General features: G+C 63.7%; 15 protein-coding genes. 8 read left to right on the top strand and 7 right to left on the bottom strand.

All coding sequences use genetic code 11. From position 1 onward, the window contains the following. Positions 1-2: 2 nt before the first annotated feature. The 5 genes from sctR to sctU form a co-directional block, all read right to left on the bottom strand. Complete coding sequence (gene sctR, locus FFS45_RS11875; protein WP_137954833.1) at positions 3-653, bottom strand: type III secretion system export apparatus subunit SctR; 651 nt, start codon at positions 651-653, stop codon at positions 3-5. Next, positions 640-1,743 (bottom strand): type III secretion system cytoplasmic ring protein SctQ, encoded by a 1,104-nt coding sequence (gene sctQ, locus FFS45_RS11870; protein ID WP_171029644.1) that lies wholly within the window; start codon positions 1,741-1,743, stop codon positions 640-642. The genes sctR and sctQ overlap by 14 nt, the downstream gene beginning before the upstream one ends. An 80-nt stretch (positions 1,744-1,823) precedes the next feature. After that, positions 1,824-2,483 (bottom strand): type III secretion system protein SctP, encoded by a 660-nt coding sequence (gene sctP / locus FFS45_RS11865; RefSeq protein WP_137954831.1) that lies wholly within the window; start codon positions 2,481-2,483, stop codon positions 1,824-1,826. Between the two features lie 12 nt (positions 2,484-2,495). Then, positions 2,496-4,544, bottom strand: coding sequence for a type III secretion system export apparatus subunit SctV (sctV, locus tag FFS45_RS11860; RefSeq protein WP_137954830.1), 2,049 nt, complete (start codon positions 4,542-4,544; stop codon positions 2,496-2,498). 36 nt (positions 4,545-4,580) lie between these two features. Further along, a complete protein-coding gene (sctU, locus tag FFS45_RS11855; protein ID WP_137954829.1) occupies positions 4,581-5,744 on the bottom strand; it encodes a type III secretion system export apparatus subunit SctU in 1,164 nt (387 codons plus the stop codon). 286 nt (positions 5,745-6,030) lie between these two features. Between sctU and FFS45_RS41715 the strand changes: the two genes are divergently transcribed. Genes FFS45_RS41715 through sctT form a run of 8 tightly spaced genes read left to right on the top strand, consistent with a single transcriptional unit; the run spans position 6,031 to position 12,137 of the window. After that, on the top strand, positions 6,031-6,612 hold the full coding sequence (locus FFS45_RS41715; RefSeq protein WP_171029643.1) for an HrpB1 family type III secretion system apparatus protein: 582 nt from the start codon (positions 6,031-6,033) through the stop codon (positions 6,610-6,612). A 26-nt stretch (positions 6,613-6,638) separates the two neighbouring features. Further along, the gene (locus tag FFS45_RS11845; RefSeq protein ID WP_137954827.1) at positions 6,639-7,031 is read left to right on the top strand and encodes a serine kinase; all 393 of its coding nucleotides are present in this window, start codon (positions 6,639-6,641) and stop codon (positions 7,029-7,031) included. A gap of 1 nt (position 7,032) precedes the next feature. Further along, positions 7,033-7,809, top strand: coding sequence for a type III secretion system inner membrane ring lipoprotein SctJ (gene sctJ, locus FFS45_RS11840; protein ID WP_137954826.1), 777 nt, complete (start codon positions 7,033-7,035; stop codon positions 7,807-7,809). Positions 7,810-7,842: 33 nt separating this feature from the next. Further along, on the top strand, positions 7,843-8,529 hold the full coding sequence (locus FFS45_RS11835; RefSeq protein WP_137954825.1) for a type III secretion protein HrpB4: 687 nt from the start codon (positions 7,843-7,845) through the stop codon (positions 8,527-8,529). Then, positions 8,526-9,407, top strand: coding sequence for a type III secretion system stator protein SctL (gene sctL / locus FFS45_RS11830; protein ID WP_137954824.1), 882 nt, complete (start codon positions 8,526-8,528; stop codon positions 9,405-9,407). The genes FFS45_RS11835 and sctL overlap by 4 nt, the downstream gene beginning before the upstream one ends. Next, complete coding sequence (gene sctN / locus FFS45_RS11825; protein WP_137954823.1) at positions 9,404-10,765, top strand: type III secretion system ATPase SctN; 1,362 nt, start codon at positions 9,404-9,406, stop codon at positions 10,763-10,765. Before sctL ends, sctN begins: the two co-directional genes overlap by 4 nt. Before the next feature lie 38 nt (positions 10,766-10,803). Then, positions 10,804-11,334, top strand: coding sequence for a hypothetical protein (locus FFS45_RS11820; RefSeq protein WP_137954822.1), 531 nt, complete (start codon positions 10,804-10,806; stop codon positions 11,332-11,334). Next, on the top strand, positions 11,331-12,137 hold the full coding sequence (gene sctT / locus FFS45_RS11815) for a type III secretion system export apparatus subunit SctT (protein ID WP_137954821.1): 807 nt from the start codon (positions 11,331-11,333) through the stop codon (positions 12,135-12,137). The genes FFS45_RS11820 and sctT overlap by 4 nt, the downstream gene beginning before the upstream one ends. 20 nt (positions 12,138-12,157) lie before the next feature. On the opposite strand, the gene FFS45_RS41710 is transcribed toward sctT, so the two are convergent. Next, positions 12,158-12,331 carry a hypothetical protein gene (locus FFS45_RS41710; protein ID WP_171029642.1) on the bottom strand — a complete coding sequence of 58 codons (174 nt, stop codon included), beginning with the start codon at positions 12,329-12,331 and terminating at the stop codon, positions 12,158-12,160. Positions 12,332-12,379: 48 nt separating this feature from the next. Continuing rightward, positions 12,380-12,751 (bottom strand): 6-carboxytetrahydropterin synthase, encoded by a 372-nt coding sequence (locus FFS45_RS11810; RefSeq protein WP_137954820.1) that lies wholly within the window; start codon positions 12,749-12,751, stop codon positions 12,380-12,382. Positions 12,752-13,082: the final 331 nt, after the last annotated feature.

Below are 13,082 nucleotides of genomic sequence, written 5' to 3'. Positions count from 1 at the left end.
TGTCACCGGTAGGTCAGAATGAGGCCGTGAACCAGGGTCGACCAACCGTCCATCGCGACGAACAGCAGCAGCTTGAACGGAATCGCAACGTTGGTAGGCTGGATCTGGTTCAGGCCCATGGCCAGCAGCACGTTCGCGATGACGAGGTCGATGACGATGAAGGCGATGTACAGCAGGAAGCCGATCTTGAATGCGTCGCTCAACTCGGACAGCGTGAAGGCCGGAGCCAGCACGATCAGGTCGTCCTCATGCAACTGATTCGCCATGTCGGCCGGCCAGACCACGTGCGCCGAGCGCAGAAAGAACAGCTTCTCGCGTTCGCGGGCGTGCTTCTTGAGAAAGTTGCGGTACGGCTCGCGAGCGGCGCCGAACGCCTGGATCATCGCCTGCGATGGTTCGGGCGATACCTGCTCGTGGCCGAGTGTCTGCATCGCGCTCATGCCGATCGGCGCCATCACGTACATGGATACGAGGATGGCGATACCGTTGAGCACCATGTTCGACGGTACCTGCTGCACGCCGAGTGCGTTGCGCAGCAGGCCGAGGACGACGGTGATCTTGGCGAATGAGGTCACCACCATTGCGACGAAGGGGATCAGACCGATCGCGATGACCGCGATCATCAGTCCCGTGAAGTCACTAAACTGTGTCATGGCCGCTGAACATCTGAACGACGCGTACGCCCAGCTGCTCTCCCACGGTGACGAGTTCGCCGAAGCCGATCAACTGGCCGTACGAGACGAGCCGCACGCGCGCATCGCGCAGCGTGCCCGGCAATTCCAGCACATACCCCGCGCGCAAGGCCGAAAGCTGGACGAGCGGGAGCGTGACGGTCTCGATCTCGAACTTGACTGGCAGATCGAGATCGTCGAGCGAGCCCGCGGTGTCGACGTCCAGGTGAGCGGCATCGGTACGTTCGTTGTTGTAGGTCATGGAAGGTTCCGTGGTAATGACAAGCCGGCTGCCCTCGAGCTTGACGCCCGTGAGGAGTTGGTGGGCGCCAGGCGGGCCCCAGACGATCTGGGTACTGATGGCGGCGTCCGCGCCCTCGAGCAGCGTGCGCCAATCCTGCGGAACGGCGCGCAGAATGACATCGCCGGGACGCAGTCCGTTGAGCGCCTGGATGCTCAGCGTCTTTTCGCCGACACAGAAGTACCCAGGCACGTTGATCTCGCTGACGCGATTGGCGAACGGCACCCGATGCAGGTTGATGTGGCGTTCGAGCAGCGTCTTCCAGCCGCTGTCCACGGAGCCGAGCCGGCATTCGACAAGGCGTCCGGCGTGCGTGAAGCTCAGGCTGAGGGTAGGTTTCGTCAGTTCGTAGCGGCGCAGTCCGCAGACGTCGACGTCGGCTGCGCCCAGACTGTCGAGCGCGGCAAGCAGCGGCTCGAGCAGCAGGGCGACCACCGCGCACCGCAGCGAAGCGCCGGCCTCGACGTCGTCAACCGTGATCGCTTCCGAGACGGCGCTGGCGAGCGCTGGGTAGACCGTGAGGTCGACTGCAAAACTGGTGCGCGCGCTGCCGTGTTGCAGATCGATCCAGCACGCGCTGCGCGGCACGCTCCGGGTGTCGTGCGAGACGCGCCAGTTGGTGATGCCGATCTGGGCGAGCCGGTCCACGAGCCGGGCATCGCACAGGAGCCTGGTGAGACGGGCGGTTTCGTGATCGATGCGCGGCAGTGCGTCGGCGTGGTCGGCTAACGGCTTGACTTTGATGCTGGAGATTGGAGCTATCCGGTCCATATTGTGTCGACCCCGTGTGTTTCTGCTGTTCATTGACGTTTGAACCAGGGCGGTTCGATTTCGCGTCATCTGACCCGTCGCTACGGCATGTCGATGGAGACTTCGCGAGGGGTATCCATTTGCTGCAGTAGCGCGGCCAGCTTTTGTTTTAAGTCGTCTTCATGTCGGCAGATTAGCTTTCGTGTGGATTCCTCATCGGTTTCGAAGCGAAGCGTCAAATCGAAATGCGAAAGGCCAAGTTCGAGCGTGCAGCCGGGCAGCAAGGCGGGATCGAGCTTGATACGGATCGTCCAGCTGCCATGTTCGACAATGGCTTCGTCGCTGCAGAAATCGACCACGCGAGTGGCGAGAAACTGCATTAATCCGACGATGCGTGCCTGCTGGTTTGCCAGCGCCGCGACGAACGGCGCCGCGTGTTCCTCCTGACGCTGCTCCCGGGCCCGGATCGATACTTCGTCCGTGCCTTCGTCCTCGGTGCGCTCGTCCATCGCCATGGTTGCGCCGCCAGGCGCCGGTTGCGCCGCAGCGGCGCCTCGCGCGTCGGATGCGTTGCGCGCAGCGGCGCTGCCCGTGCAGCGCAGCATGGCCCGTTCGCTGCGCAAACGGGCTTGGCGCAGCAAGGCAGCGTAGTTGAAACCGCCGCGGCGCCTGGTCGGGTGCACCGCTGGGCGCACCGATGCCTCATCCGGGCCGGCCGGCTCCAGCGGGATGATGCGCGGATGGACGTTGCTGCTGCACATGGCGCCGGCCTGTTAGAGGGACACGCGGCCAAGCGGACGCAGTGCGACGTGCTCGCCCAGTTCCTGGTACGAATACACCGGCAGCCATGCGATATGCGCTTCGATCATGCGCCGCACGTAGCGTCGGATGTCCATCGAGGTAACCAGCGCGATGCCTTCGCGCTGGTCGTTGCCGGTGTAGGACGCGATGCGGTTGCAGATTTGCCGGATCTCATCGGGCTGCAGCGCGAGAAAATTGCCGGTGGGCGTTTGCTTGATCGACTGGCGGATATGCTGCTCGACGTCGTTGTTGAGCAGCACCGCTTCGAGAGTGCCTGCGCCGCCGGCGGCCCGGTATGCGATATAGCGGGCGAGATCGCCGCGCACATACTCGGTGAGCAACAGCATGTCCTTTTCCTTCGCCCCCCAGCTCACGAGACTTTCCATGATGCTGCGCGCGTTGCGGATCGGCACGTTTTCTTCGAGCAGGCGCCGCAGCACATCGGCGATACGTTGCAGCGGCAGCGCCTTCTGCACTTCGGCGACGAGGCCCGGATAGTCTGCGCCCAACTGGTCGAGCACCCACTGCGTTTCCTGAATACCGACGAACAGCTTGGAGCGCAGGCGCAACGCACTGATTGTTTCGTTGGCGATCACCTGCTCGGCGCGCCACACGGTTGCGTTCGGAGGGACGTGGCGTTCGCCGATCCAGTAGCTGACCGGCATGCCGCCCGCCGCGCCGGCGGTTTCGCAGAGTCCGGCCAGCCCAGGGTCGGTGGCCGCGCCCGGCAGCATCACCTTGCCGGCGGGTATCTGCGTACGGGCATACGGCACGTCCTGTACGAGGATTTCATAGGTTCCCGTGGGGAGTTCGCCGCTGGTCCACATCGTGATGCCCGGGAACGGCAGGCCGATTTCTTCCTGCAGGCGAGTGCGTTGCGCCTCGAACGCTTCGTCGAGCACAGAGGGCACAAGGCGGCCGGCGAGATCGACGGCAAGCCGCACGCCAAGTGCGCTGGTGAACTGCGGCGCATGCTTGAGGATGCTCGGTGCGTCGCCTTTTGCGCCGGCGCGCTGCAGCGACATGACCTGCTCGCCGACGTCCACCTTGCGGACTACGTTGCGCTGCAGACGATAACCCGCGAACGCCAGAATTCCCGAGAGCAGCAGGAACAGCGGCCACGGAAAGCCCGGCACGGCTGCAAAGCCCAGCAGCAGCAGCGACGCGAACCACAGCGCGTGCGCATTGCCGCCGACCTGACGGATGATTTCGTCGCCCAGCGAACGGCCGCCGTCGGCGGAATCGTCGGACACCCGGGTAATCATCACGCCGGCTGCGACGGAAATCAGCAGCGACGGAATCTGCGAGACCATCGCATCGCCGACCGACAGGATCGAGAAGCGGTTGGCGGCGTCGGCCGCGCTCATGCCGTGATAGGCCATGCCGACTGCGATACCCGCCACCATGTTCACGAGCGTGATGATGAGGCCGGCAATCGCGTCGCCTTTGACGAACTTCATCGCGCCGTCCATGCCGCCATAGAGCTGGCTTTCGACGGCGAGGCGGGTGCGTTTGCGGCGCGCTTCTTCCGGCGTGAGGATATTGGCGCGCAAGTCGGCGTCGATGCTCATCTGCTTGCCCGGCAGGGCGTCGAGCGTGAAGCGCGCACCGACTTCGGCGACCCGCTCCGAGCCTTTGGCGATCACGATGAACTGGACCGTCGAGATAATCACGAACACCACCAGCCCGACCACCAGATTGCCGCCCACCACCAGCTCCCCGAAGCTTTCGATGATGTTGCCGGCGTCCGCGTGCAACAGGATCGACTTGGTCGACGCGATGTTCAGCGACAGGCGGTACAGCGTGGTGAACAGCAGCACCGCGGGAAACGACGAGAGCGCTGTGATGGTCGGCACATACATCGTCACCATCAGCAGCGTCACGCTGATGCCGATATTGATCGACAGCAGCACGTCGATCATTTCGGGCGGCAGCGGCAGGATCATCAGTGCGATGATCGCCACCACCAGGACGGCGATACCCACTTCACCGCCGGCAGGTATTTTGAGTGCTTTAAGCATGACAGGCTCCAGGGCTAAATCCAGTGAAAAGCGGGGCTATGGCAATCTCTGTGACGGCGTGCTGCCGACCGGTTGCGGCGGCGCCGCGGCGGTCGCACCAATGGCGCGTATCGCCTGAACAGCGCTGGCGTTGCCCGCCACGCCGGCGGCGCCGCGCGGCGCGCCGATCGACTGGACCCAACGCAGAATGGCGGCGACCACTTCGAACAGATCCTCCGGAATACTGTCGTCGATATCGACGCGATGCAGTGCGCGCGCCACGGGCGGATTGGCCACGATCGGCACGCCGCGTTCGGCGGCGAGGCGGCGAATCACCAGAGCGTCGGCGTCCACGCCCTTGGCCAGTACCACCGGCAGCGCGTGCTCGAGCGGCGCATAGCGCAGGGCCACGGCGTAGTGCGTCGGATTCACCACCACGACGTTGGCGAGCGCCACGGCGGCGGGCCGCGGATCGCCTTTGATCAGTTCCTTGGCGCGCTTTTTCCGCTCGCTCTTGATCTTCGGATCACCATCCTGGCTCTTGCGCTCGCGCTTGATTTCGTCCTTCGACATCCTTTGTGATCTGAGCATCAACCAGTGCTGGATCTTCCAGTCGGCCACGCCGATGATCAGATAAAGCAGGCACGCGACCATCAACAGCTTGACAAGCGCGCTCCACAAAATCGTGGCCAGTTGCGGCAACGGCTCGTACAGCGCGCCGGTGATCAACGGAAATAGCGAGCTGATGGTCTGCCAGAGCACCAGCGCGAGCACGATCGCCTTGAGCGTCATCTTGGCCAGATCGACCAGCGATTTCTTCGAGAAGATCCGCTTGATGCCGCTGCCGGGACTGATTGCGTTCAGCTTCGGCATGATCGGCGCGAAGGTGATCTTTATGCCGATCTGGCCAATGGTCGAGACAACCGCTGCGAGCAGTCCGACGAGGCCGATCGGCGCGCAGACCATCGCACATACGCCGAGCATATGCATCAGTGCGGAGGACAGCGCCTGGGTCGAGCGGTCCGACGCGCAGAAGCCGAGGGCGATGCCGATCGTCTGATGCAGCGAGTCGAGCAGCCAATGGCTGCCAAACTGGAACACGCCGATCATGGCGAGCAGCAACGCCGCGGAAATCAGGTCTGTGCTTTTTACTACCGTGCCTTTGCTCCGGGCGTCCCGCAGTTTCTTGGGTGTGGGCGCTTCGGTCTTTTCGTCGCTCATATTGACGTCCCGTCCGGGCCCGGCGGGTGGACGTTCTGTCCGCTTGTCCGGGTCTGCGTTGCACGATAGCCGTTCATGCCGGGTTGCCGCGCAGCGGGTGCGAAGCGTCGCCGGTTCATGCGAAGCAGCCAACACACGGCGTCCACCAGGCGTTCACCACGGCCGGCGCAGGCGGCTTCGCAAATCTGCCGCTCGCTTCGTCCGACTAAGCCGTCCCGGAAGAGCGCTTTGCTACCGTTCAATCGCCAGTACGAATGAACCGTCAACTTCACAGTCAGGATTGAAAATGAACAAGCAATGCGACTATACGAATTGCAGCCAGGAGCTGGTTGGAGCGTTGACCGAGCTGGTCAGGATGGCGCTCGTCGATCAGTTTCCGCAGCCGCGTGTGGAGATTGGCGACTCCGAGCATCTGCTCGAAGCCCTGCACGCGATGCGCCCGAAACTCGGCGAACTTTCGCTGTTCGACGGCTTCACCTATATCGTCAAAGGCCAGTGGCACGATGCCATCGCCGTCTTCGAGGCGCTCGTCGCCCGCTCGGTGTGCATGCCGGGCAGCCGGGCCATGCTGGTCTATTGTCTGGGCTCCAGCGGCAATTCCGATTGGCGGATTGTGGCCAATCAGGCGCTCGATGAGCCGCTCTCAGCGGATGCGAACCTCCTGATCAGCTCCGTCACAGCCCTTCAGGACATGAAGCAGGTGCGCGCGGAGGGCGCTGTTTCGGGCAAATTCGTCATACCCGAATCCGTGCGCCCATTTGCCGAAATGAGTGCTGCGCAACACGGTGTGCAGTTTGCCGCGCCGCCGCTTGCCGAAGTCAATCACGCAAACGTCGAGATACCGCTCAACGGCTACCTCCGCCTCTGATCCAACCTGTCTATCCGGAGAGCGCAATGGATATCACCCTGTCGATGCTGCAGATGCAGGCCGCCATGGCGCAGGCGCCGGCCGCCGTCACGAACGCCCGGCCGGCGCCGCCCCAGCAGGCCGCCAGCTTCGAAGCGATGATGCAGAACGGCGTCATGGGGCCGGGGGCGCCCAATGAGGACACGACCGGAACGTTGGTTTCGGAGGTCGTGCGCGGTGAAGATACTGCGTTGCAATCGGTTTCCAACGACATGCTGTTCATGTTGCAGAACTCCAGCGGCATGTCGATGCAGCAGTTGACCGCTGCGACCATGGCGATCCAGGTCGAGTCGACCAACATGCAGGTCGACTTGCAGACGAAGATGGCCGTGGTCAACTCTTCGAAGGACGCCCTCGAAACCCTGATGAAAAACCAATGACATGAACATCCTGACTGGAACCAGACAGCGCGGCGTCGCGCTGTGCATCGCTTTCCTGATTTCATTGCTGCTGAGCGGCTGCCAGAAGGAGCTGTACGGCAATCTGAGCGAGCGCGACTGCAACGAGATCGTTGCCGCGCTGATGCAGGCGGGTATCGACGCGCAAAAGGTCAGCGCCGACGGCGGCAAGACCTGGAGCGCGAAGGTCGACGAAAACGACATCGTGCGCTCGATGGAAGTGCTGCGCGAGCGTGGCTTGCCGGCGCGCAAGTACGACGATCTCGGCGATCTGTTCAAGAAAGACGGTCTTGTTTCCACCCCGACCGAAGAGCGCGTGCGCTTCATTTACGGCATTTCGCAGGAACTCTCGGATACGCTTTCCAAGATCGACGGGGTGGTGGTGGCGCGGGTGCATATCGTGCTCCCCGATAACGACCCGCTTGCGATGACCATCAAGCCGTCGTCCGCGTCAGTGTTCATCAAGTATCAGCCGAGCGCCAATCTGGCGACGCTTACGCCGCAGATCAAGAACCTGGTGGTGCACAGCGTCGAAGGACTGACGTATGACCAGGTCAGCGTGACCTCGGTCCCGGCCAATCCGCTTGAACTGGAGGCGAGCCGGTCGTCCAGTGGCTTCTCGCTGCGCACGCTTGCGCTGGGTGCGTTCGGGCTGGGCGCGCTTGGCCTGCTGGTGCTGGTACGCCGTAACAGGCTGGGCCGCACCGGTCTGCCGGCGGCTCTGCTCAAGCGCCGCAAGCAGGCGGAACCTGTGCATTGATGCGAAGCGCCGACACCCGCACAAGGACCGCATATGACCGACACGGAACGGCACGGAAGCGTTGCGGCACAGCTTGCTGACCGGCTTCTGAAGTATCAGGGCAACCGTCTCGCGCTGTTCGACTGGATCCATCCGGGCTGGCTCGATACGGAATTGTTCCGGCGCCCGGCTGACGTATCGCAGAGTTCCCATCGACGGCTCGCGCGCGGAATCGACGCATGGCTGAGCGCGGCAGGAACCGCGGTGCCGCCACTCGAAGCGTTCCGCGGCGAGCACGCGTTGCTGGGCGCGCTGCCTCTTGACGACGCGCTGGACGCGCTGCGCCTGCGCGCGCTGTTTTTGCGCCGGGCGGAATTGCGCTATTGGGTCGACCGCGACAGCCGTGAACGGGTGTTGCGCTGGCTCGGCCGCCACGGCTCGGCCGCGCTGCGCTGGCTGATCGAAACCTCGAACGCACCGGCACTCGACCGGCTGATGCGCGATTACGACATGCGTCCGCTCGACGAGCTCGACGATCTGGAGTTGGCGTGGGAAGGCTATTGCCTGTTCGCTGCCAGCGGACTATGCGAACGCTCGATGCCGGCGGCGCTGCTGCGTTTCGTGTGGGCGCAGGACGCCATGGAACCGCGCTGGTTGTCTGCGCACGACGCGTCTGTACATGCGGATGACAGCGGTAAGGTCATGCGCCGACTGGGTGATTTCTTTGGGAGCGATACATGATGATCTGGCTAAGAGCGCCGGCTGTGGCGGACGCGGGCGAGGCGCCTCAATTGGGCGTGGGAACACACGGCGATATCGTGCCGCGCGAAGCGCTCGCACAACTCGTCGAACTGGACAGCGGCTATCTCGCGTTGCAAAACAAGCATACCGAAATACTGGCAAGCGCTCACGCCGAGGCGGCGGCAATCGTTGCGGCGGCCGCCGCCGATGCCGCGGCGTTGCGCCGGCAGACGCAACGCGAATTCGACACGGCGCACGAGCGCGGCTTTGAGGCAGGCCGTCTCGAAGCTGCGACGCAATGGTATGCGCGCACGAGCGAACTGCTGGCACAGCGGCGTGAGCTGCAGATGTCCATGCGTAACCGCATCGCTGGGCTGGTGGTGTCGGCGGTCGAGAAGATCGTCGTCAGCGAGCAGCCCGCTGCGATGTTTGCACGGGCGGCGACGGCCGTCGAGCGCATCGTCGATGGCAGCAGCCATTTGCGCATTCGCGTCAATCCCGAGCAGCGCGATGCCGCTGCCGAGGAGTTTGCGCGCGCCGCCGCCGGCTGGCGCGAAAACGGCCGCGCGGTGCCGATCACCGTGATCGCCGACCGCACGCTGGAGGCCGGCGCCTGCATTTGCGAAACGGATATTGGTTCGATGGACGCAAGTCTTGCCGTGCAGATCGAAGCGGTTCGCAACGCAGTCGACGCGGGGTTGCGCCGTGCGCTCGCGCAGGACGGCAAGGCGGGTGACGAAACGGCGGCTGGGGAGGCGGAGCTCGCGGGCAAGGAAGGAGGGGATGCTCAGCCGCAGGCGGAAGCGACGCTGCCCGACACGCTTACGCAGTCCGATGCCCAAGCCATCGATGGCGCGCTTGCGCTGGAGTTCGCATGACCTCGCATCCCGTAGCGGAGCCCATTGCCGAGGACCTGGCGCAACTGAATGTGCTGGCGGATACGATCGAGGCGGAACTCGCCAGCCGTTCGCAACTGTCGACGCGCGGCAAGGTGCTGGAGGCGATCGGCACGCTGATCCGGGTGAGCGGGATCGACGTGCGCTATGGCGAGCTATGCGAGTTGCGGACGCCGCAAGGGGGGCTGATGCAACTTGCCGAGGTGGTCGGCTTTTCACGCGACACGGCATTGCTGTCGCCGTTCGGCCGCTTCGACGGCTTGTCGCGCGACACGCAGGTCATTGCCCTGCGCAGACCGCTGGCGATTCCGGTCGGGCCGCAACTGTTCGGGCGAGTGATCGATAGCGTGGGCCGGCCGATCGACGGGCTCGCCCCGATCGAGACGCTCGCAACCACGCCGATCTACGCGGCGCCGCCCAACGCCATGAGCCGTCCGTTGCTGGACCGGCCGCTCGATACCGGCGTGCGGGTGGTGGACGGCATGCTCACGCTCGGCGAGGGTCAGCGGATGGGAATCTTCGCGCCGGCCGGCGTCGGCAAGAGCACGTTGATGGGCATGTTCGCACGCGGCACGGCCTGCGACCTCAATGTCATCGCGCTGATCGGCGAACGCGGACGCGAAGTGCGTGAGTTCGTCGAACAGATTCTCGGCCCTGAGGGCATGGCCCGTTCGATCGTGGTGTGCGCGACCTCGGACCGCTCGTCGATCGAACGAGTCAAGGCGGCGTACGCCGCGACTGCGATTGCCGAGCATTTCCGCGATGCCGGCAAACGGGTGCTGCTGATGATGGACTCGCTCACACGCTTTGCCCGCGCGCAGCGCGAGATCGGCCTGGCTGCCGGCGAACCGCCGGCGCGGCGCGGCTTTCCGCCGTCCATCTTCGCCGAGCTGCCGCGTTTGCTGGAGCGCGCAGGCCTGTCCGAACACGGGTCGATCACGGCCCTTTACACCGTGCTCGCCGAAGATGAATCGGGCAATGACCCGATCGCCGAGGAAGTGCGAGGCATCCTCGATGGTCACATGATCCTGTCGCGCGAGATTGCCGCGCGCAACCAGTATCCGGCGATCGATGTGATGGCCAGCCTGTCGCGGGTCATGCCGCAAGTGACCGATGCTGCGCATATGAGCGCGGCGGGCCACATCCGGCGTTTGATGGCGAAACATCGCGAGATCGAAACCCTGCTGCAGCTTGGCGAATATCGGGCCGGCGGCGATCCCGTTGCGGACGAAGCCGTGCGCAAGCACGAAACCATCCGCGAATTCCTCTCGCAACGTACCGACGAGTTTAGCCCGCGCGCCGAGACTCTGGCGGCGCTGATGGCCCTGCGCGGACCCTAAAGGCCCGCCTGAACCGCATACAACCCAGGAGTACCGGCATGGCCGATCCCCGGCTGAAGGCTTTTGCAATGGTGACGCGGCGGCTGGAGCGGCTGCAGTCGAGCTTGCGCGAGACGCTGGCCGCGCAGCAGAAGCAGAGAGACGACGCGATTTCGCAGGTGGAGCAGCAGACCGGGGAGGTGGCCCGCGCGAGTGGCAGAGTGCTGGAGCATGAGGCTCGCATCGATGCGTTGCTCAATGGCGGCAGGGCGGTGCGCATCGAGGAATTGTTGAACTGGGAGGATCATCGCGCCCAGGCGGTCGAGCGGCGTGCGGCGCTCATCGGGGTGCTGGGCCAAATGCGCGAGGCGGTCGCGCAAATCGACGGGAAGATCGCGCAGACGCGCGCCGAGATCATGCGTAACGATGTGCGTCTCGATCTTTGCAAGGAACGCGTCGCCAGGCTGCACGCGCACGCGCAGACCCAACTTGAGGATCTGCAGGACGAAGAGGCCGAGGAAGGGGTGGTCAACCGGCAGATTGCGCGGCGTGCACAGACGCGGCGCGAGGGGGGAGGCATTGCACGATGAATCAGTCTCAGTTCGATATTCTGCAATACGGCGTCACCCTGCAGGAGATGCTGCTGTTGTGCGGCGTCTGCAGCATCCGGCTTCTGGTCGTGATGTTCATCTTTCCGCCGACCGGCGACAACGTTCTGCACGGCACCACGCGCTCGGCGATCGTGGCGGTATGGGCCGGGTATATCGCCTTGGGTCAGCAGGCGTCGCTGCCGCAGTTGCATGGGTTTTATCTGATTTACGTGTGTGCAAAGGAAGCCGTGGTCGGGTTGGTGATGGCCTTCATCGCGTCACCGGTATTCTGGGTGGCGGAAGCGGTCGGCTCGTATGTGGACGACCTGACCGGCTACAACAATGTGCAGATGACCAACCCCAGTCAGGGACGGGAGACTTCGCTCACGTCGACGCTGATGAGCCAGTGCGCGATGATCGCTTTCTGGACGCTCGGCGGCATGACCTATCTGCTCGGCGCCTTGTTCGAATCGTATCGGCTATGGCCGCTCATGAGCGCGACACCGGTGCCGGGGGAGGTGATCGAGGCGTTTGTGATGAGACAGACGGATTCGCTCATGCAGTCGATCGCCAAGCTTGCGACGCCCGCCATGTTGCTGCTGCTGCTGATCGATGTCGGCCTCGGTCTGATATCGAGGGTGGCGCAAAAGCTGGACATCGTTTCGTTGGCACAACCGGTCAAAGGCGCAATGGCCGTACTGATGCTGGCCTTGCTGACCGGCATGTTCATTGGGCAGGTACGCGACCAGGTTGCCCTGCTGCACGTGGGCGATCAGATTCGCGCAATGGTGGACAGGAAGTAAACCTGGTCGCCGGCGAGCGCTCACTCGAACAGGTCGACGCCGAAACTCCGGCAGAACCACACTCGCGCATCAGGTGCGAGATACGACAGTATGTGTGCCTGAGATCCGCTACTGCAGGCATGTTCCGCGCCTGCCTGCACAGTCGCGATCGCGACAACCAGCATGGCGATCAGTCCAACCAGAGATCGATTCATCGCCTTCTCCCCGAATCCATTTCGACAGACCACCGGCGCGCACCGGCGTTAGCCGGGTTCGCCGATCAGTTGGCAACGGTCCCCACTCGCGGGACGTTCAATGCCGACCCTGACGACATTTGGCAGTGAGACGGCCAGCTTCCTGTAGATATAGGCGCAGAGATTTTCCAGCGTAGCCGGACCGAGGTCCGGAACCTCGTCAAGAAAGCGGTGGTCGAGCTGCTCGCGTACGACCCGGATGTGTTCGTTGAGCACTTCGAGATCGACGATCATGTGGGAAGCCGCGTTCGGCGCGCCGCTCAAGACCACTTGCGCGTGGTAGGTGTGGCCATGAATCCGGCGGCTGCTTTCGGTCCCGATCTCGCGCTCGAGGGTATGGGCTGCCTCGAAGTAAAATTTCTGGCTAAGTTCGTATCGCATATCAGCGCTCCTGTGACGATGGCATTGCATTGTCGAGCCGCGTCGGCACGCAAGCAGATGCTTGCTGAAACTATGATTCGTTATCCGGATCATCGCAGGGATGCCGCGAAGCGCGCGGCGAAGAAGCGAAGCAGATGTCACCGCTCCTCTCGCGCGAGTTTCGCTGCCACGCTCCACGCGAGGCGGCGCCGATAGACGAAGTCACGCGGTGAGCGGTAGCTGAGGCCGGTCATGTTCGTTACGAAGGCGATACGATCACGCCCGGAGCTTCGCGTGATGCGTCTGTGCTTCGGGATGAGCGAGGGCGGGGCGCCGTCGCTATGACATATTG

The organism is Burkholderia sp. 4M9327F10 (assembly GCF_005503145.1).
GTDB lineage: Bacteria > Pseudomonadota > Gammaproteobacteria > Burkholderiales > Burkholderiaceae > Paraburkholderia.
The sequence above is the reverse complement of the archived record's forward strand: the minus strand, read 5'-3'. Positions and strand labels throughout refer to the sequence as shown.

What these genes read in the sequence shown, in the direction of transcription:
- sctR (WP_137954833.1), bottom strand. Translation starts at nt 653, where the DNA reads ATGACACAGTTTAGTGACTTCACGGGACTGATGATCGCGGTCATCGCG.
- sctQ (WP_171029644.1), bottom strand. Translation starts at nt 1,743, where the DNA reads ATGGACCGGATAGCTCCAATCTCCAGCATCAAAGTCAAGCCGTTAGCC.
- sctP (WP_137954831.1), bottom strand. Translation starts at nt 2,483, where the DNA reads ATGTGCAGCAGCAACGTCCATCCGCGCATCATCCCGCTGGAGCCGGCC.
- sctV (WP_137954830.1), bottom strand. Translation starts at nt 4,544, where the DNA reads ATGCTTAAAGCACTCAAAATACCTGCCGGCGGTGAAGTGGGTATCGCC.
- sctU (WP_137954829.1), bottom strand. Translation starts at nt 5,744, where the DNA reads ATGAGCGACGAAAAGACCGAAGCGCCCACACCCAAGAAACTGCGGGAC.
- FFS45_RS41715 (WP_171029643.1), top strand. Translation starts at nt 6,031, where the DNA reads ATGAACAAGCAATGCGACTATACGAATTGCAGCCAGGAGCTGGTTGGA.
- FFS45_RS11845 (WP_137954827.1), top strand. Translation starts at nt 6,639, where the DNA reads ATGGATATCACCCTGTCGATGCTGCAGATGCAGGCCGCCATGGCGCAG.
- sctJ (WP_137954826.1), top strand. Translation starts at nt 7,033, where the DNA reads ATGAACATCCTGACTGGAACCAGACAGCGCGGCGTCGCGCTGTGCATC.
- FFS45_RS11835 (WP_137954825.1), top strand. Translation starts at nt 7,843, where the DNA reads ATGACCGACACGGAACGGCACGGAAGCGTTGCGGCACAGCTTGCTGAC.
- sctL (WP_137954824.1), top strand. Translation starts at nt 8,526, where the DNA reads ATGATGATCTGGCTAAGAGCGCCGGCTGTGGCGGACGCGGGCGAGGCG.
- sctN (WP_137954823.1), top strand. Translation starts at nt 9,404, where the DNA reads ATGACCTCGCATCCCGTAGCGGAGCCCATTGCCGAGGACCTGGCGCAA.
- FFS45_RS11820 (WP_137954822.1), top strand. Translation starts at nt 10,804, where the DNA reads ATGGCCGATCCCCGGCTGAAGGCTTTTGCAATGGTGACGCGGCGGCTG.
- sctT (WP_137954821.1), top strand. Translation starts at nt 11,331, where the DNA reads ATGAATCAGTCTCAGTTCGATATTCTGCAATACGGCGTCACCCTGCAG.
- FFS45_RS41710 (WP_171029642.1), bottom strand. Translation starts at nt 12,331, where the DNA reads ATGAATCGATCTCTGGTTGGACTGATCGCCATGCTGGTTGTCGCGATC.
- FFS45_RS11810 (WP_137954820.1), bottom strand. Translation starts at nt 12,751, where the DNA reads ATGCGATACGAACTTAGCCAGAAATTTTACTTCGAGGCAGCCCATACC.